The organism is Vicinamibacteria bacterium (assembly GCA_035620555.1).
In the GTDB taxonomy this organism is placed as follows: Bacteria; Acidobacteriota; Vicinamibacteria; order Marinacidobacterales; family SMYC01; genus DASPGQ01.
This window is the reverse complement of sequence record DASPGQ010000566.1, coordinates 1-17,470: the sequence shown is the minus strand read 5'-3', so window position 1 is coordinate 17,470 and position 17,470 is coordinate 1. Positions and strand designations below refer to the sequence as shown.

General features: G+C 63.1%; 17 protein-coding genes. 14 read left to right on the top strand and 3 right to left on the bottom strand.

What is annotated here, in order from left to right; all coding sequences use genetic code 11:
• The 9 genes from VEK15_22895 to VEK15_22855 form a co-directional block, all read left to right on the top strand.
• On the top strand, window positions 1–395 hold a 395-nt coding region (locus VEK15_22895; protein HXV63568.1), incomplete at its 5' end, for a cytochrome bc complex cytochrome b subunit.
• An 8-nt stretch (window positions 396–403) separates the two neighbouring features.
• Window positions 404–1,663 (top strand): cytochrome c3 family protein, encoded by a 1,260-nt coding sequence (locus VEK15_22890; protein HXV63567.1) that lies wholly within the window; start codon window positions 404–406, stop codon window positions 1,661–1,663.
• A 189-nt stretch (window positions 1,664–1,852) separates the two neighbouring features.
• Complete coding sequence (locus VEK15_22885; protein ID HXV63566.1) at window positions 1,853–2,818, top strand: DmsE family decaheme c-type cytochrome; 966 nt, start codon at window positions 1,853–1,855, stop codon at window positions 2,816–2,818.
• A 12-nt stretch (window positions 2,819–2,830) separates the two neighbouring features.
• Complete coding sequence (locus VEK15_22880; GenBank protein ID HXV63565.1) at window positions 2,831–5,266, top strand: MtrB/PioB family outer membrane beta-barrel protein; 2,436 nt, start codon at window positions 2,831–2,833, stop codon at window positions 5,264–5,266.
• Between the two features lie 90 nt (window positions 5,267–5,356).
• On the top strand, window positions 5,357–5,971 hold the full coding sequence (locus VEK15_22875; GenBank protein ID HXV63564.1) for a NapC/NirT family cytochrome c: 615 nt from the start codon (window positions 5,357–5,359) through the stop codon (window positions 5,969–5,971).
• On the top strand, window positions 5,968–6,159 hold the full coding sequence (locus tag VEK15_22870; protein HXV63563.1) for a hypothetical protein: 192 nt from the start codon (window positions 5,968–5,970) through the stop codon (window positions 6,157–6,159). Before VEK15_22875 ends, VEK15_22870 begins: the two co-directional genes overlap by 4 nt.
• A 26-nt stretch (window positions 6,160–6,185) precedes the next feature.
• Entirely contained in the window at window positions 6,186–7,856 is a 1,671-nt protein-coding gene (locus VEK15_22865) for a hypothetical protein (protein HXV63562.1), read from the top strand.
• Between the two features lie 222 nt (window positions 7,857–8,078).
• Complete coding sequence (locus VEK15_22860; GenBank protein ID HXV63561.1) at window positions 8,079–9,098, top strand: cache domain-containing protein; 1,020 nt, start codon at window positions 8,079–8,081, stop codon at window positions 9,096–9,098.
• A gap of 19 nt (window positions 9,099–9,117) precedes the next feature.
• Window positions 9,118–9,465 (top strand): hypothetical protein, encoded by a 348-nt coding sequence (locus VEK15_22855; GenBank protein ID HXV63560.1) that lies wholly within the window; start codon window positions 9,118–9,120, stop codon window positions 9,463–9,465.
• 6 nt (window positions 9,466–9,471) lie between these two features.
• Here the strand turns inward: VEK15_22855 and VEK15_22850 are convergent, their stop codons facing one another.
• A complete protein-coding gene (locus tag VEK15_22850) occupies window positions 9,472–10,677 on the bottom strand; it encodes a beta-ketoacyl-[acyl-carrier-protein] synthase family protein (GenBank protein ID HXV63559.1) in 1,206 nt (401 codons plus the stop codon).
• Between the two features lie 3 nt (window positions 10,678–10,680).
• Window positions 10,681–10,920 (bottom strand): phosphopantetheine-binding protein, encoded by a 240-nt coding sequence (locus VEK15_22845; protein ID HXV63558.1) that lies wholly within the window; start codon window positions 10,918–10,920, stop codon window positions 10,681–10,683.
• 45 nt (window positions 10,921–10,965) lie between these two features.
• Between VEK15_22845 and VEK15_22840 the strand changes: the two genes are divergently transcribed.
• Window positions 10,966–11,907 (top strand): DMT family transporter, encoded by a 942-nt coding sequence (locus VEK15_22840; protein ID HXV63557.1) that lies wholly within the window; start codon window positions 10,966–10,968, stop codon window positions 11,905–11,907.
• Window positions 11,908–11,931: 24 nt separating this feature from the next.
• A complete protein-coding gene (locus VEK15_22835; protein ID HXV63556.1) occupies window positions 11,932–12,156 on the top strand; it encodes a YheU family protein in 225 nt (74 codons plus the stop codon).
• Window positions 12,157–12,173: 17 nt separating this feature from the next.
• Here VEK15_22835 and VEK15_22830 read toward each other — a convergent pair whose 3' ends face one another.
• Entirely contained in the window at window positions 12,174–13,421 is a 1,248-nt protein-coding gene (locus VEK15_22830) for a hypothetical protein (GenBank protein ID HXV63555.1), read from the bottom strand.
• 122 nt (window positions 13,422–13,543) lie between these two features.
• Between VEK15_22830 and VEK15_22825 the strand changes: the two genes are divergently transcribed.
• From VEK15_22825 to VEK15_22815, 3 genes are all read left to right on the top strand, one after another.
• Complete coding sequence (locus VEK15_22825) at window positions 13,544–14,866, top strand: HupE/UreJ family protein (protein HXV63554.1); 1,323 nt, start codon at window positions 13,544–13,546, stop codon at window positions 14,864–14,866.
• A 232-nt stretch (window positions 14,867–15,098) separates the two neighbouring features.
• Window positions 15,099–15,971 carry a hypothetical protein gene (locus VEK15_22820; GenBank protein HXV63553.1) on the top strand — a complete coding sequence of 291 codons (873 nt, stop codon included), beginning with the start codon at window positions 15,099–15,101 and terminating at the stop codon, window positions 15,969–15,971.
• A gap of 47 nt (window positions 15,972–16,018) precedes the next feature.
• Window positions 16,019–17,470, top strand: a 1,452-nt coding sequence (locus VEK15_22815) for a peptidoglycan-binding protein (protein ID HXV63552.1), incomplete at its 3' end; no start/stop codon positions are given.

The following is a 17,470-nucleotide window of genomic DNA, read 5'->3' as shown; positions in this document are numbered from 1 at the left end:
AAGCCGAGCGGCGGGCTCCGATGAAATTCTTCCCCAACTTTTTTCTGCGCGAGCTCATGGGCTGGGCGATCGCGCTCGCCATCCTCGCGGGCCTCGCTTCTCTGTTCCCCTGGGAGCTGGGAACCAAAGCGGATCCGTTCGCCCCTGCTCCCGCCGGGATCAAACCGGAGTGGTACTTCCTGTTCATGTTCCAAACGCTGAAGTATCTTCCGGCCACCGTCGCTGGCATCGAGGGAGAGCTCATCGGCTTGATCTTCTTCGGCATCGCTGGGCTCGTGTGGTTCTTCTGGCCGCTTTTCGACCGCGGGAAGTCGAGCTACCTCGTCCCGGTGGTGGGAGCCGCCGCTCTCGCGTTCATGGCCGTGATGACCTTTCTCGGTTACGTCGGCTCATGAGCGCGCCGATGACAGGCAACTCGAGGGTCCTCCTCGTCGGTTCCTTCATCACCCTGCTGGCCAACTCTCTGTCGGCCCAGAACAACTGCATCGACTGCCACGTGACGCTCGACGACGAAGCGCTCTCGGCTCCCGCGCGGGCGATGAGTGAAGACGTCCACGCCCAGGCTGGCATGGGCTGCGCGGACTGCCATGGTGGTGACCCCACGCTTGCGATCATCGATGGCGATTACGATCCGGCGAAGGAGCCCTCGACGGGCTTCGTGGGCGCTCCCGGTTACGCCGACGTCCCCCAGTTCTGTGGAAAATGCCACGCCGATGCCGCCTATATGCAGAGATTCAACCCCAACCTCGCCGTGGACCAGCTGGCCCAATACTGGACGAGCGTCCACGGGCAAAAGCTCGTCGAAGGGGCAACCGACGTCGCGCAATGCGTGAGCTGCCACGGGGCACACGGTACGCTTTCACCGCGAGATCCTCGCTCGCAGGTATACCCGACTCGAGTCGCCGAGACCTGCGCCGGCTGTCACGCGAGCCAGGAGCACATGGCCCCCTATGGCATTCCCGTCGATCAGCTCGAACAGTATCGCGCGAGTGTCCATGGACGCGCGCTCGATGGTGGCGACCTCAGTGCGCCGACATGCAATACGTGCCACGGCAACCATGGCGCGACGCCTCCGGGCTTGAGCTCGGTCTCGCTGGTTTGCGGAAACTGCCACGCGATCCAGAGAGAGTTCTTCGGAGCGAGCCCCCACTTCGAAGCTTTCGCCGAGATCGGAGAGCCGGAGTGTGAGACCTGCCATGGAAACCACGACGTCCAACATGCCGATGACCAGCTTCTGGGAGTCGAGGTGGGGCAGATCTGCGGTGACTGCCACTTCGAGGGAGAAGAGCCATACAACGTAGCCCAGGCCATGCGCGCCGACCTCGAGGAGCTCAAGACAGCGATTGCCGATGCGCGTGGCACCGTGGAGCAGGCCTCCGTGGCCGGCATGGAGGTCAGCGAAGCCGAGCTCGTTCTCATCGATGCGAACCAGGCTCTGGTGCAAGCCCGAAACGCCGTGCACGCCGTCTCACCCGAGACCCTGCGGGAAGAGACCGACCCCGGCAGGAACTTCGCACAGACAGCGCGAGAGATGGGTCTTTTTGCGCTGGAAGAGCTTCAGTACCGCCGAAGAGGACTCGCCGTATCCGTGTTCTTCATCCTTCTCGTCGTTGCGGGACTCTACTTCAAGATTCGACAGATCGAAGAGGAGAAGAGCCAATGAGAGTCGTCGAGGAAATTGCGTCAAAACACCCTAAGGTGCTGACCTTGCCCCGAGTGCTCGACCAGGGAACCGAGCCGTTTGACGGAAATCAGAGGCAGCGGTAGCGGTTTCGATGTCGGGAATGGATTTTGCTTGGATCTCGTTTCAGATGAGTCTGATACGCCTTTGCCCCTCAAGGAGGTTTGCGGGATGAGAATCCGCACCGCTGTTCTACTGATCCCCCTCGTTCTCGCGTGGTTCTCGAGCTCGGGAGTGGCCAGTCCTGCGACCTGGGAGAAAGCCCTGTCCCAGGGACGTATGGCGACCGTCTTCTCCCCTTCGACCCCCGTGGTGGGGACGGTACAAGAGAGAGCCGAGACGGAGGAATGCCTGACGTGCCATGAACAGGAGCTCACTCTGTTCAACCGGACCTACCATGCCACGGTGGAGGGAAGTTGCTACGCGTGCCACCAGGGTACGGCGGCCACCGAGCACCTTCAAAAACAGCTCGACGGTGAAGACTTTCCCGGTCCGGCCCTAGGAAGCCTGCCGGCCGAGGAGGCCAACGCCGTTTGCCTGTCCTGCCACGAGAGGAGCCATCACGCCGCGTGGGAAGGGAGCGCCCACGAGCGACGAGGTGTTCAGTGCATCGACTGCCACGCGGTGCATACCTTCGAATCCGACCGGAAGCAGCTGAAGACGGCGCAAGCGTCGGAGACCTGTTACCAATGCCACCAGTCCATCCGGGCCATGTCGCTCCGCACGTCCCATCATCCGGTGCGCGAGGGGTTGATGGGATGCGAGAGCTGCCACGACCCGCACGACGGCAGCCGGCCGAAGATGATCAAGGCCGACTGGACGAACGAGCTCTGCCTGCAGTGCCACACGGAAAAGCGCGGCCCCTTTCTCTGGGAGCACGCACCGGTTCGAGAGAACTGCCTGAACTGTCACAATCCCCACGGGTCGAACCACGACAAGCTCCTTCAAGCCAAGCTGCCTTACCTCTGCCAGCGCTGCCATCTCAATACCCGCCACCCCGGCACGTTCTACGACGGGTCGAACGCGGGCACGACCATTGCGGCGGCCAGCAACCGTGCAATCGAGCACGCTTGCAAGAATTGCCATCAGAACATCCACGGCAGCAACTCGCCGTCGGGACCCTATCTGGGACGCTAAGGGAGGAAAGCCATGAAGCACATCGTCACGATCCTGGCGCTGGTCGCACTGGCCTTCCCCGTGCTGGCCAGGGATGACAACCCGGAAGCCGCCGAGCCTGCAGAGACGGCCGCCTCGTCGGAAGCGGGAACGGAAAACGAGCAAGACGTTGGATTCCCCGGGCCGAGCCAGAGCGGGCAGGAGGCGCCCGTCGAAGCCCTGGAAGGAGCCGACTACAGTCTCGGTGTTTTCACCTTCGGCCTTTGGCAGCGGGACGCCGACACCATTTCGTCTAAGTTCCTCGAGTACCGAGACATTCCCAATGGGGCGGTCGCGCCCTACTTCCGCCTGCAGGGCAAGAAGGGTGACTATCGCTATGATCTGATCGGCTCCGATGTGAGTCAGAAGGACCAGCAGTATTTCGGCCTCTTCGAGGGAAAAAGCTGGAATTTCCTGTTCGACTACACCGGGGTTCCCCACGCTTTCGGAAACGGAGGTCTCAGCATCCTGATCCCCGACGAGGCGGCGAATCGCACCGAATGGCGGATCAGCGATACGTTGCAGGAATCCTTTCAGTCGTCCGTCGAGGCGTTGCCCTCGCGTGGCTATGTACCCCTACTGGGAATCGTTCAGCCCACCCTCGATACACAGCCCAACAACATCGACATCGAGTTGCAGCGCAACCGGACGAACCTGGCTTTCTCCGTCCTTCCCGCGGAGAGGAGCTTCAACATCGACGTCACGTACTTCCACGAGCGGCGTACGGGCGATCGCACGAACCACGGTACGTCGTTCGGCTTCAATAATGTCGTCGAGACGACCGATCCGATACGTTACGTCACGCAGGATTTCGGGGTGAGGGCGAGAACCAATGGAGATTGGGGCGTCGCTTTTGCCGGGGTGAATTTCAATAACTTCGCCAACCGCTTCGACACATTCGCATGGGACAATCCCTGGCGGGCCTTCGACTCGACGTCGAGCAACGCCTATCTGGGCCCGACCTCGACCACCGAAGGGCCGTCCCAGGGCCTCCTGGGCCTTCCCCCGGACAACGAGGCCTGGACGCTCAACGGCGGGACGACCCTCATGTTCGGCCGGACGACCCGGCTGACCGCGGACATGCAGGTCGGTCAGTGGAGTCAGAACCACGACCCGTTCATTCCCTACACCGTCAACACCGCGATCTTCACGCCGTCGGGGGAGAGCGCCGTGACCGCCCCGCTTCCGGCAACGACGCTCGACGGTACGATCGATGTGCTCGCCCTCAATGGGTTCTTGACGAGCCGGCTCACCGACGAACTCCGTTTGAACGCACGCTACCGGTTCTACCAGAACGACAACAAGACCCCTCGGGTTCGCTTCGAAGACGGGTACGTGCGATTCGATGCCGTTTGGGAGGAAATCCCCCGGATTACCGTTCCTTATGGCTGGGACAGCAGCTATTTCGACGTATATGGCACTTATGACGTGGGAAGTCTCATCGGACTCGAGATCGGCTACAAGTACAACCGAATCGCACGACAGTTCCGCGAGACGGAGCACACGAACGAGAACACCATCCGGGCAGCCGCGGATCTGCGCTTCGGGGGTGGTGTGCTCGTGAGAGGGCTCTACGAGTTCGGCACCCGCGACTACGACCATTACGACGCCGTCGAGGCCGAGGAGCACTCGTTCCTCGACCCGGGTGGGCCGGCCAACCAGACCGTCCTGCGACGATTCGATCAGGCGAAGCGAGATCGAAACCGTGTCGGCGCTCAGGTCCAGTACACTCCGGATTCGGGTTTGTTCAGCGTCTCGGCGGCCTACTATCTCAACAAGGACGACTATGACAACTCTCCGGTCCCATGCGATGCGGCCACGAGCTCGGATCTCGCGTTTTGTCCTGGCGGCGAGCAGGTCCCGCTAGGACTCCAGCAACTCGAGTACAAGACGCTCAGCCTGGATTTGGACATATCGCCGAGCACCGCCTACACGCTGTACGTCTACTACTCCCGGGAAGACATCTTCGATTTCCAGACCGGGCGTCAGAGTGGCGGCACGCTCAACTTCGATCCCACGTCGAACTGGAGCGCGACGGTGGACGACAAGGTCGATTCTTTCGGAGCGGGCGCCAACTTCACACTGGTCCCGCAGACGTGGTTCTTTGATATCTTCTATCGATACCAGAGGGTCGACGGGAACAATGCGTTCGAGGCAGGGCCAGCGCTCCGATCCCCTTCGAGTCCCGCGGAAGACATACCTCTGTACGATGACACGAAGTTGAGCTTCGTCTCGGCTCAGATCCGTCGCAAGTTTGCCGAGGCCTGGACCCTCGGGGTTGGCGGGTTCTACGAGGTCTTCGAGCTGAGGGATACCCAGACGGGCTCGGTTCTCAACTACATGCCGGGCTCGTTCTTCATCAACGCGAACAACGGAGACTACAAAGGATGGGTGGGTTGGCTGAATCTCACGTACAGCTTCAGCCTATAGTCGGCTTATTCGCCCGAGACGAAGAAGAGGACCGCGCACGACATACCGAAAGATGCTGAGCAATTTTCGCCGACCGACTGAGAGGACTCGTTGACTCTTCTCGACGCCGGCTTCGTTGCCCTGGCGCTCACGGGAATCGTTCTGATCCTGCTCGTGGTCGCCCGCCCGCAGCTCACCATCGAGCGTGGCGGCAAGATGCTGGCCTTCGTGGCCCTGTTCATCCTGCCGGTGGTCGCGACCTGGATCGGAACCACGCGACACCTGGAGCACTCGAAGTCCACTGGCTTCTGTCTGTCCTGCCACGAGATGGAGCCCTATGGGAGAAGCCTCCGGCTCGCGGACCGTTCCTATCTGCCTGCGGGGCACTTCCTGAACAATCGAGTGCCGAGAGACCAGGCGTGCTACACCTGCCACACGACCTACACGATGTTCGGAGACGTGCAGGCCAAGATGCACGGGCTTCAGCACGTCTTCGTGCATTATCTGGGTACGATTCCAGAGACCATCGAGCTCTACAACCCTTACAGCAACCGCGAATGCCTTCACTGTCACGCGGGTGCCCGGAGCTTCGAGGAGTTGGAAGACCACGTGGACTTCCGGCAGGAGATCGACTCTGGAGAAACGTCCTGCCTCGAGTGTCATGATTTCGTCCACGACATCGTCAATCTGGAGGGGCTCGAGACCTGGGAGGGCGTGAGCCAATGACACCTCGAAGGTTCGAGCTGCACAAACGACTACAACTGGCGGGCGCGCTCATTGCTGGCGGACTTCTCGTCGAGGTCATCACGATCTATTGGTCGCATCCTCTCGCTTTCGTCGCTTTCCTCTTGCTCGGCGGAGCCCTGGTTGGGGTGGGAGCGCTCCTCTACCTGTACTCGATCGTGTCGACTTAAAAGAGCCCTCCCGACAGGAGGCGATCGTGAACGATCGGCTGTCGCGCGTCGAATCCGAGGTCGAGGAGCTCTCGCGCCGCCTCGGAGACATCGAGGCGCGTCTCGGCAGCTTGGAACGTGGGGCCGGAGCAAAACACCCGGAGCCGGCCGAGGCCAACGCCGCGGCGACGAGCTGGGACCTGAGTCCTGCCGTCACCCTGTTCGGGCGGAGCCTCGTGGTGCTCGGAGGCGCGTATCTCATTCGCGCCCTCACCGAATCGGGAGCTCTCGGGTCGGCCTGGGGCATCGCGCTCGGTCTCGGGTATGCCCTGTTCTGGGTTTTGATGGCCGACCGGGCGGGCTCACAAAGAAAACCCCTGAGTGCGGCGTTTCATGGTGCCGCCGCAGCTCTCGTCGCCTTTCCGCTCTTGTGGGAGACGACGGCCCGATTCGCTCTTCTATCTCCGCCCGGGGGAGCCGTGCTGGTCGGTGTGGTCGCGGGTACGTGCCTCGCTGTCGCATGGCGCCAGCGGCTTCGGTCGTTCGCCTGGGTGACGGTCGCCGGTGCGACCTTTACCGCCATGGCGCTACTGGTCGCCACCCGGGAGCTCGCGGTATTCAGCCTTCTTCTCGTTCTTCTGGCCATCGGCGTCCTGTGGCTCGTGTACCATGCGGATTGGCCGTTCCTCCATTGGGCAGTCGCTGGGATCGCCGACTTGGGAGTGGCGGGGCTCACCGTCGCGGTGTTGCTCGAGAGAAGCAACGTTTCGCCAATCCAGGCATCGCTCGTGCTGCTCGTTTTCCTTTCGTCGTTCCTGTCGAGCTTTACGATTCGAATGCTCGTAAAACGTTGCCCACCCGGCCGCTTCGAGGTCGTCCAAACCGGCACCGTCTTGCTGATAGGATTTGGCGGAGTCATTCGAATCGCGCCGGCACCACTCTCCTTCGTCCTCGCCGTCCTCGGCCTTCTCGCGGGCTCCGCCAGCTACTTCGTAGCGTTGTCGAGGTCGGAGCTTCTTTCACCGTCTCGGTCTTACTTCGCGGGAATGGGATTCATCTTCGTGCTCCTCGTGATTCTCGCCCGGCTCGGAGAGCCGACGATCGTCCTGGCCGTGGCGGGACTCGCGCTCGCGTGGTTGAGCTCACGCCGCCGCGACCCCGAAATGAATCTTCACGCCGCCGGAATGTTTCTCGCCGCCGCGACCGGGCTCGGCTCCTGGGCCGCCCACGTGTGGGTCGCCCCGTCGTCCACGGCTTGGCCGTCAGCGCCCCCCGACGCCTGGGTCGTGGTGGTCGCCACAGCGGTCGCCATTGGCATCGCGGCGGAGCCCGAATCCGACCGCTGGTTCGCGAGATGGCGGGTCGCTCGCCTCGGAGAGCTCCTCGTCTTGCTCGGGGTTGCCGGTGCATGGGCCATCGCCCTGGCCGCTCCACCGCTCGTGGGACGGCCGGGAACGAACGCGGACCCCGCGATCCTGGCGACGCTCAGAACCGGCGTTCTTTCGGTCTCCGTCGTAGCGCTGGCCGCCCTAGGTCGCGTCCCGCGCTTGCGCGAGGCGTCCTGGCTCGTCTATCCACTTCTGTTCCTCGGCGGGATCAAGCTGCTCCTCGAGGATGTCGTGCAAGGCCGGGCCTCGACTCTCTTCCTGTCATTGGGACTCTATGGAATGTCTACGACCCTCGCGACACGATGGGTGCGGAAGGAGCCGTCCCGGTAGCACTAGCAGCTTTGCCTCGCGGCGATTCCGGGCGCGTGGGTCGAGCTCTCCCGCCGGGTAGTTACGCGAAACGCCCCATACGCCGCGTCAGGAAACCCAATCGAGGCTCCCTCGGCCGCTCCAGCCGTGCACCAGACAGACAAGCCTTTCTTTTGCAGTCAGTTGACGACCTGACATCCCGTGGAACGTCTGTTGCATTGAATTTCACAAGGAGTAGAGGACATGAAAGAGACCAGCCGTCATTACGTCCTGACTCGCGTGCTGGTGATCGCCGCTGTCGTCGCCGTCCTTCCGATGAGCGTTGGATTTCTCCTGATACAGCACTCGGCAAAGACGCGGCTGACCGACGCCGCGGGTGTGAACTTCGTGTCGTTCGCAGAGCAGGCGGGCTCCTCGGTCAATGCCGCGTTCTTGCGCGAGCTCGAATTCTTGACGAGCCTGGGACATTCGCCCGCCGTGCGGACGGCTCTCGTTTCCCACGATACGGATGACGCGAAGCGCTTCTTGGCGGAAACGGAGCGAGCGAGTGCGTTGCACACGCGCCTCGCGGTGGTCGACCGGGATCTCGAGCTCGTTGCCGACTCGGAGAGCTCCCAAGGCCTCGACCTTCCCGACGGGCTCATCGCCTCGAAGTCCTGGGCCTCGGTGGGAGCGGATCCCGGCGCATTGATTCTCGCACGGCCGATTAGCGACCCGGACTCCGGAGACTCCCTCGGCCTCGTGGTCGCCGAGTTGGATGCCGAGAGGATGTTCATGAGCGTTACCGATTTTCGCTCGGGCGATTCGGGCCGCGCCTGCCTCTTCGATCGCCGCTCCGGTCGTCTCCTGGCCGGTCGACGAGCAGAGTGTGGCGCGGGCAATCTCTATGCCCGTCTCGAAGACGTCGCCCGGGCCCGGAGCCAGGGAATACGGTATTTTCTCGCCGATGTCGAAGGGCCTGGTAGCTTCGACCGGTCCGACGCTCTGCTCGTAGCCTACGCCACTCCAGAGCTCGTGCGGAGCATGCCGGAGCTGGACTGGGTCGTCGCCGTCGAGCAGTCACTCGAGGAAGCCCACGCTCCGCTCGAGCCCATGTTTCGCGACCTGGTCCTGTACTTCCTGCTCATGAGTGGTCTCGTGCTCGCCCTGGCGGCCTACATGACGTTCAAGCTCGAGCGCCCCGTCACCGACGTCGATCTCGATTTGCACGAGGATGTGTCCGGTAAGCCAACGTCGGCGGGCCTGACCGCCTCAGCACGCTAGAAAAAAGAGGAGGTGAGCCATGGAACGGATCGAGTTGTTTCGAGAAGCGCTCAAGGAGCGCGTCTGCGGTATCTGCTTCGACCGGAACGACGACGGGACCTGCGGTCTCCCCAAAGGACGCGTCTGTGGGATCGAAGCGCATCTGCCCGACATCGTGAGAGCGGTTGAAGCAGAGCACAGCTTCGACCTTACCCCGTACGTCGAGTCGATTCGCACGAGGGTCTGTCCCAATTGCAGTCAGGACGAGGCGGGCCACTGCGTATTCCGGGAGAGCTTCGACTGCGCGGTGGACAACTTTCTCTACATCGTGGTCGACACGATCGAGGACGTTCGGGCTCGAGAGAAGGAACAGGCGAAGAGCCAGTAGCGGCACTCACCCATCCCAGCGGGCGAACGCCAGAACCGCATTCAGACCGCCGAAGGCGAACGAGCTGGAAAGCGCATGGGGCACGATGATGTGTCTTGCCTGGTTCGGAACATAGTCGAGCGGGCAATCAGGATCGGGCTCGAGGTAATTTGCCGTCGGCGGCACCACCCCACGCTCGAGAGCGAGCACGGTAGCGACGGCTTCCAGGGCGCCCGAGGCGCCCAGCGCGTGGCCGTGCATCGATTTGGTCGAGCTCACCAGGAGACGATCGGCATGAGCGCCGAACACCTCTCGAATGGCCCGAGTCTCGGTGACGTCGTTCAGCTGGGTTCCGGTGCCGTGAGCGTTGACGTATCCCACGAGGTCCCGATCGATCCCGGAATCGTCCAGCGCCGCGCGCATCGCCCGTGCCGCTCCTCGTGCCGAAGGCTTGGTGACGTGGGAAGCGTCGGAAGACATGCCGAAACCGACGAGCTCGGCGTGAACCCTGGCACGCCGCTCGAGCGCGAGCTCCAGTGACTCCAGAACGAGCGCACCTCCGCCCTCGCCCAGGATAATCCCTCTTCGGCCCCTCGAGAACGGTCGGCAGACGTCGCGTGCCACGACCCGCAAGCTGTCCCATGCCTTCAGGTGCCCGAGGCTGAAGGGCGCTTCGCTGCCGCCGGCGATAGCGCGCTCGACCATGCCGCGAGAAATCATCCAATAAGCGAGGCCCAAGGCGTGGGCGGCCGAGGCACAGGCGGTGGACAGCGTCAGGGCGGGACCTTCGATCGCCATCTCCATGGAAAGCTGGCTGGCCGCGGCATTGGCCATGGAGCGCGGCACCGCGAACGGGCTGAGACGGCGGCGCCCGTCACGATAGAGCTGGCGAAAGAGCTCGTCCTGGCTCGTCTGACCGCCCAGCGAGCTTCCGGTGACGACCGCGGCATCGGTCAGTAGCTCGAGTCGAAGACCGCTGTCCGCCACCGCCTCCCGGGCCGCGAGGAGCCAGAATCGAGCGAACCGGTCGAGCACCTCGCGGGAGCCCTCATCGAAGCCCGCATCGAGATCGAGCCCCGTGACCTCGGCACCGGTTGCGAACGAGAGCGCCGTCGCGTCGACCAAGCTCAGCTCGCGGAAACCGTGACGTCCGCGGACGAGGGACTCCCAGAAACTTTCCGTATCGTGGCCGATCGCCGAGACTACGCCGAGTCCGGTGACGGCGACGCGCATTCCTTATTTGGCCAGGACGAGTGGGCGGATCACCTCCACGACGTCGCACACGCGAACCAGCTGCCGCGCGTCGTCATCGGGAATCGTGATGCCGAGCTCTTCCTCGAGCTCCACCAGGAGATGAAACCCGTTGAGAGAGTCGATGCCGAGCTCTTCGAACGTGGAATCGAGGGCGATTTCCTCGGGGGATCTCTTCTGCATCTTCGCGATCGCGGTGACGACCTTCTCCGAGAGTGAATCCACCGGCCGAGTCTAGCACAGCGGGATCGGAGTAAACTGAGCGCGCATGTGGATCCACCTCGCCCGAACGGCGGGGCTCTTCCAGAGCGCAAGAAACGAATCCGCCAGCAGTCTCTCGCCATGCGCCACTCCCCTGCTGGCCCTTCGTCGTCGGATCGGTCGGTGAGCTTCGAGATCACCGTGGCGGTACTCGTTGCCGCAGCCATGCACGCCTTCTGGAATACCCTGGTGAAAACGAGCGCGGACCGGCTGGTCGACCTCGCGTCGTTGAATCTCTGTGCGGGACTCATCGGGCTCGCTCTGGTCCCTTTTGTCGGCTTTCCCGGGACCGAGAGCCTGCCCTATCTCGCCGGCACCATCATCTGCCATGCGGGCTACTACACATTTCTCGTGCTCTCGTACTCGGTCGGAGGGCTGAGCGTGGTCTACCCCATCGCTCGTGGGGCATCGCCGCTCGTCATCGCCAGCCTATCGGCTGTCCTCATCGGCGAACCGATCGAGCCGGGTCAGATTCTGGGTGTTGGTCTTCTGGTGCTGGGCATCGCGCTCATCGCATTCGGCGGGAAGCCCGGGCACGTCCAGAGTCGGGCCGTCGTCTATGCTCTTGCCACCGGCGTGAGTATCGCGGCCTACACGCTGACTGACGGGGCCGGTGCGCGCGTCGCGCGCACTCCCCTTTCCTACACCGCAGCACTGTTCGCGCTGAACGGCCTCGTACTGATCCCCGCGGTCGCCCTGAGGAGAAGCAAACCCAGAGTCGATTGGAAACGCGGTGCAGTCTCGGGCGCCCTGTCCGTGGGCGCCTACGGCCTGGTCATCTGGGCCATGACCCGGGCCAACATTGCGCTCGTTGCCGCCCTCCGCGAGACGAGCGTCGTCATGGCGGCACTCATCGGCACCGTCTTTCTCGGCGAGCCGTTCGGCCGTTACCGGATCGGAGCGTCGCTAGCCGTCGCCGCCGGTATCGTCCTTTTGAGGCTCTCCGCATGAGCGCGCTAGGCTTCAGGTGATTCCATGACCGGGAAGCGATTCGTCGTCGTCGACCACCGGGACCTCAGTCCCGAGGCACTCCGTGGGCTCATCGAGGAGTTCGTTACCCGCCAAGGAACCGACTACGGACTTCACGAGGCCACGCACGAAGACAAGATTCGGGACGTCGAGCGACAGCTCGACGCAGGCGAAGCCCGCATCGTTTTCGACTTCGACGAGGAACGCCCCAACATCGTCCCTCGCGACTGAGGGCGACCGCGGGCGCGCTATTCTTCACTACCTCCGGAGGTCGTCGGCCACAGGACGCCTTGGTCTTTCTTCGTGATCGGCTCTATTCCCTTGTAGACGAACTTCTGTAGGCGCTTACCCTCGTAGGTCTCGACGGTGTAGATGTTGCCCTTCGAATCGACCGAGAGGTTGTGCACGGCGAAGAACTGACCGGGCTGCCGCCCACCGTCCCCAAAGCTCGTGAGGATCTCGAGCGACTTGCGGTCGAGCACATAGACCTTCATGTTCTTGCCGTCGGCGACGTACATGTATTTCTGCTCTGGGTCCTTGGAGAAGTCGATGTCCCAAACCGATCCGTCTCCGAGTGTTTTCGGAGCGATGCGCGTCTCCGTCACGAACGAACCGTCTTTGCGAAACACCTGGATTCGGTCGTTGGGTCGATCACAAACGTAGACGAGTCCGTCGTTGGAAGGCTGGGCGCAGTGTACCGGGTTGCGGAACTGCTGAGCGAGCGGAGCCTCGGGATCGTAGCGACCCAGATCGGCATCATCGGGCTTGTTGCCGTAGGCGCCCCAGTAGCGTTTGAGCTCGCCAGTGTCCATATCGATCACGGCAACCCGCTTGTTCAAGTATCCATCGGCCACGTAGGCCTCGTTCGCCGAAACGTCAAAGGAGACTTCCGCCACTCTTCCGAAGCTCTCCTTATCGTGACTGTTGCCAGCCCATTGAGGCTCCGCGGCATCGGGAGGTGTGGTGAGACGGGCACCGGGAACGCCGAACTGCTTCAGGAATTTGCCGTCGCGCGTGAACTTCAGAATGTGCGCGTCGTTGCCGCCATTGCCGCCGATCCAGAGATTGTCTTTATGGTCGATGGTGATGCCATGGTTCGACGTGGGCCAGTCGTAACCCTCACCGGGTCCACCAAAATGACCGACGAGGTTCCCTTCGGGATCGAACTCGAGCACCGGGGGCGCGGGTACACAGCAATCTCCGGTTGGTGGATCCTGAGCGGCCCCCACCTCGGTTCGCTGATTCAAGCTGCCCTGCCGGTGGATGACGAAAACGTGATCTCGAGAGTCTACGGTCACTCCGATGGTCGAGCCCATCACCCAATGGTTCGGAAGCGGTTTGGGCCACAACGGGTCGACCACGAAGGCTGGCGAGTCGACCGTATCCTCCGACGCCGCCGTCTCGCTCAGCACGAGCTGGCCGAGGCCGAGAGCAGCGAGCACGGCGACGAACGCCCCGGCGACCATAACGTTTCTTTTGTTTCTCAGACGCTCCATCTTCCCACCTCTCCCCCGGCTCCGCCTGGCCGAGAATGGCCGACACTATATCCCGAGTGGCCGCGAAGCGTCCATCGAGGCCGCGGTTGTTTCATCGTATCGACCCCAATATGCTACCCGCGATGCGCTCTGCCAGGCGGCTCGTCATCCTCGCGACCTTCCTCGTCCCCGCGGTCGAGGCGCACGAAATCCCCACCGACGTAACGGTTCGAGCTTTCTTGAAGCCAGAGGGAGACCGACTCCGCCTCCTGGTTCGCGTCCCCCTCGCCGCGATGCGCGACATGAGCGTGCCGACCGACCCATTTGGTTACCTGGACCTCACTCGGGCGGACGCCGTGCTCCGCGATGCCTCGATCCTCTGGATCGCGGACTACATCGAGTTGTTCGAGGGTGAACGCCGACTCGAGAGTCCCGAGTTGGTGGCCGCCCGTGTGTCGATGCCGTCCGACCCCTCGTTCGGCCGTTTCGAAGACGCATTGGCCCACGTGCTGGGTCCCCCGCTGCCCGACGACACCGAGCTCTACTGGGCCCAGGGGCTCCTCGACGTCCTCTTCGAGTATCCGATCGAATCCGAGGAATCCCGGTTCTCGATCCACCCGGGGCTCGACCGGCTCGGGATGCGGGTCATCAACGTGCTGCGCTTCCTATCGCCCAATGGTGAGGTTCATGCTTTCGACTTCCCCGGAGATCCCGGGCTGATCCGACTGGACCCCGAGTGGTATCACGTCGCTCTCCGGTTCGTCGAGCTGGGCTTCTTCCACATCCTAGAAGGCCTCGACCATCTGCTCTTCCTGTTCTGCCTCGTCATACCGTTCCGGCGCTTGCGATCGCTGGTCGTGATCGTCACTTCGTTCACGATCGCCCATTCGATCACGCTCATGGTGTCCGCGTTCGGATACGCCCCGGATGCACTCTGGTTCCCGCCAGCGATCGAGACCCTCATCGCGTTATCGATTCTCTACATGGCCTTCGAGAACATCGCCGGCGCGAGGCTTCGACGCCGGTGGCTCATCACCTTCGGTTTCGGCCTGGTGCACGGTTTCGGCTTCTCGTTCCTGCTGCGGGAGACGTTGCAGTTCGCGGGGTCGCACCTGACGATGTCGCTCCTCGCGTTCAACCTTGGCGTCGAGATCGGCCAATTGCTCGTCCTGGCTCTCGTCGTTCCTGCCCTCGACTTCGTGTTCCGCTTCGTCGTCGCCGAGCGGCTGGGGACGATCTATCTCTCGGCGCTCGTCACCCACTCGGCGTGGCACTGGATGACGGAACGGCTCGACCGGCTGGGGCAGTTCGACTGGCCCCCGCTCGACGCAACCGTCCTCGTCACGGCCATTCGCTGGCTCATGGTGCTGGTAGGGTTGGCCGGAGCCGCTTGGCTCGTGTCCATCATTCGACAGCCGTCCAAACCCACACCGGGCGACGACGCCTCGGTCGGGCTGGAGAAGTGACGTGGGCAACCGAGCCGGATCCGAGAAAAAAATGCTCCTGACCCTTCGGTAATGGTGCGACGGCTCTAGCAAAAAGCCCCGAAGTCTGGTACGCTGGCGCTGCCCCGACCAGCGGGCGCGCGCCTGCGCGAACTCATCATCCGGGGGGATGTCGCGGCCAGGGGGAATGAATGGGATTGTTCATACCTGCGCGGGGACTACCCTCCGATCTAAGCCACGACGGAGAACGATAATGGAGAAACGGCTTCCCGCGGCAATCGTGTTGTTGGTGACTTTCGCCGCGAGCTCTTTCGCGCTCGCACAGGTTCATGGCACGGAGGAGTTCGGCATGAGCAAGAGGCAGCTGGTGGAGGCCATCGAGCGCGTCGAGCCGCTGATCTCCCAGTGCATGCGAGATGAGGGGTTCGAGTATGTGGCCGCCGATTACCGGACCGTACGAAGTGGAATGACCGCCGACAAATCCCTCCCCGGACTCTTCTCGTCCGAGGGGCGATTCATCAATGAGTATGGTTTTGGCATCGCGACCCTGTACACCGGGAAACCGCCGCAGCTCAACGATGGATACAGTCCGGCGCGCATCGGGCTGGGCGAAAGGAACATAGCAATCTACAAGAAGCTTTCCCCGGCGGACCAGGTCGCTTACAACCGGAAGCTCTTCGGCGAAAACCAGGAAATCAGCTTCGCCGTCGGCCTGGAGATCGAGAATTTCTCGCGGACCGGTGGCTGCACGCGAAAGGCCATCGAGCAGGTGTTCGACGCCGAACAGCTGAAGTCGACCTACTACAACCCGAAGGATGCTCTCATCAACAAGGACCCGCGCATGGTCGAAGCTCTCAAGGAATTTTCCGCGCGGATGCGGGAGGCGGGCTACGACTACGACCACCCCGATGACGTCGAGCCCGACATCAGAAAGCGGCTCTACGAGATCACGGGCGGCGGCACGGTCCCCGTAGAAGCGCTATCGGCGGCCAAGAAGGCCAAGCTCGAAGAGCTCCAAACCTACGAGCGCGCCGTCGCCAAGCTCACCCACCAGCTCGAAGGGACGGTCTTCGATCCCGTCGAAGACCGAATCGAACGAGAAATGTTTGCTCGCCGGCCACAATGATCGAGCCCAACCGAGCAACTGACTAAGGGTCACGCGGGGCGAGTCCAGTGAGTAAACGACGGATCGTGATCCTGTTCTCGGTGCTGGGGGTCGTGAGTCTCGCCGCGGCCGGAAGCTGGCTGGTGGGCTCCAACATCCAGTCGCCCGCGGAGATCGCCGCGAGGACGGCTCCCCCGACGCCATCACCGATCCTGGTACCCGTCGAGGAGCGCGTCATCAGTAGCGACGTCGTGTCGCGAGGCACGGCACGCTTCGGATTGCCGCAGTCGGTCTCGATCGTTCCTTCGGCCCTCAAGGCCGGCGCGGGCGTGATCGCCAAGATTCCCTCGCGGGGTACCCAGCTCACGGAAGGCGTGGCCGTGCTCATCGCCTCGGGGCGGCCGGTGTTCGTACTCGAGGGCTCCATTCCCCCCTATCGCGACCTCGTCCCCGGTATCTTCGGCGATGACGTCCGACAGCTGGAGGAAGCCTTGAACCGCTTGGGTTTCGACGCCGGTCCCGCCGATGGAACCTACGACGAACGGACCGGCGCCGCCGTCGCCGAGTGGTACACGTCATCCGGCTGGGAGCCCTTCGGACCGACCCCGGAGCAGTTGTCGGCCACCCGATCACTCGAGCGTGAGCTCGCGCAGGCGCTCGCCGAGAAGTCGGCCGCCGACGATGCCGCCGCCGCGGCGCCGCTCGCCGTCGAAGCCGCCCGAGCGAGCGCCGAGAGATCCAGCCGCGCCGCCGCCGCGGAGCTCGCCGTGGCTTCCGCGTTCCGTGACGAAGTTGCCCGGAATGTGAGCGCCTCCGCGGAAGACCGAGCCGAGGCCGACGCGCGTCTCGAGCTGGCCCAGGCGGCGGCAAACGCCGCTCGACTCGAGGCCGAGGTGTCGGTTCAGGCCGCGATCGATGCCGCGAAGGCCGCCGAGCGGAATTCGCAATGGGCCGATGAAATCGCGACACGGCTCGCCGCCGAACTCGAACAGGCAAAACGAAGGACCGGAGTGCAAGTGCCGGTGGACGAGATCATCTTCATTCCGTCTCTGCCGGTTCGTGTCGAGCAGATCGACGTGGTCGTCGGTGATTCCGCGAGCGGGCCGGTGCTAAAGGTGACGAACAATCAACTGGCGATCGATTCCTCCCTTCCACTCGACGAGGCACCCTACGTGAAATCGGGGATGCCGGTTGCCATCGACGAGCCCGCCCTCGGCATCGAGGCCAAGGGCGTCGTGGAGAGGGTGGCCGATACCCCTGGGACCGACGGAGTCGACGGCTACCACATCTACTTCGAGGTTCGCGTTCAAGAGACGCCCACCGCTCTGGAAGGATTTTCCTTGCGGCTGACGATTCCCGTGGAAACGACCGGGGGTGCCGTCACCGCCGTACCGATCAGCGCTCTGTCACTCGCGGCCGACGGAACGTCGAGAGTGCAGGTAGAAAACGAAGGTAGTCTCGATTTCGTCGTCGTCGAGCCGGGTTTGTCCGCCGACGGCTTCGTCGAGGTCACCCCAGTC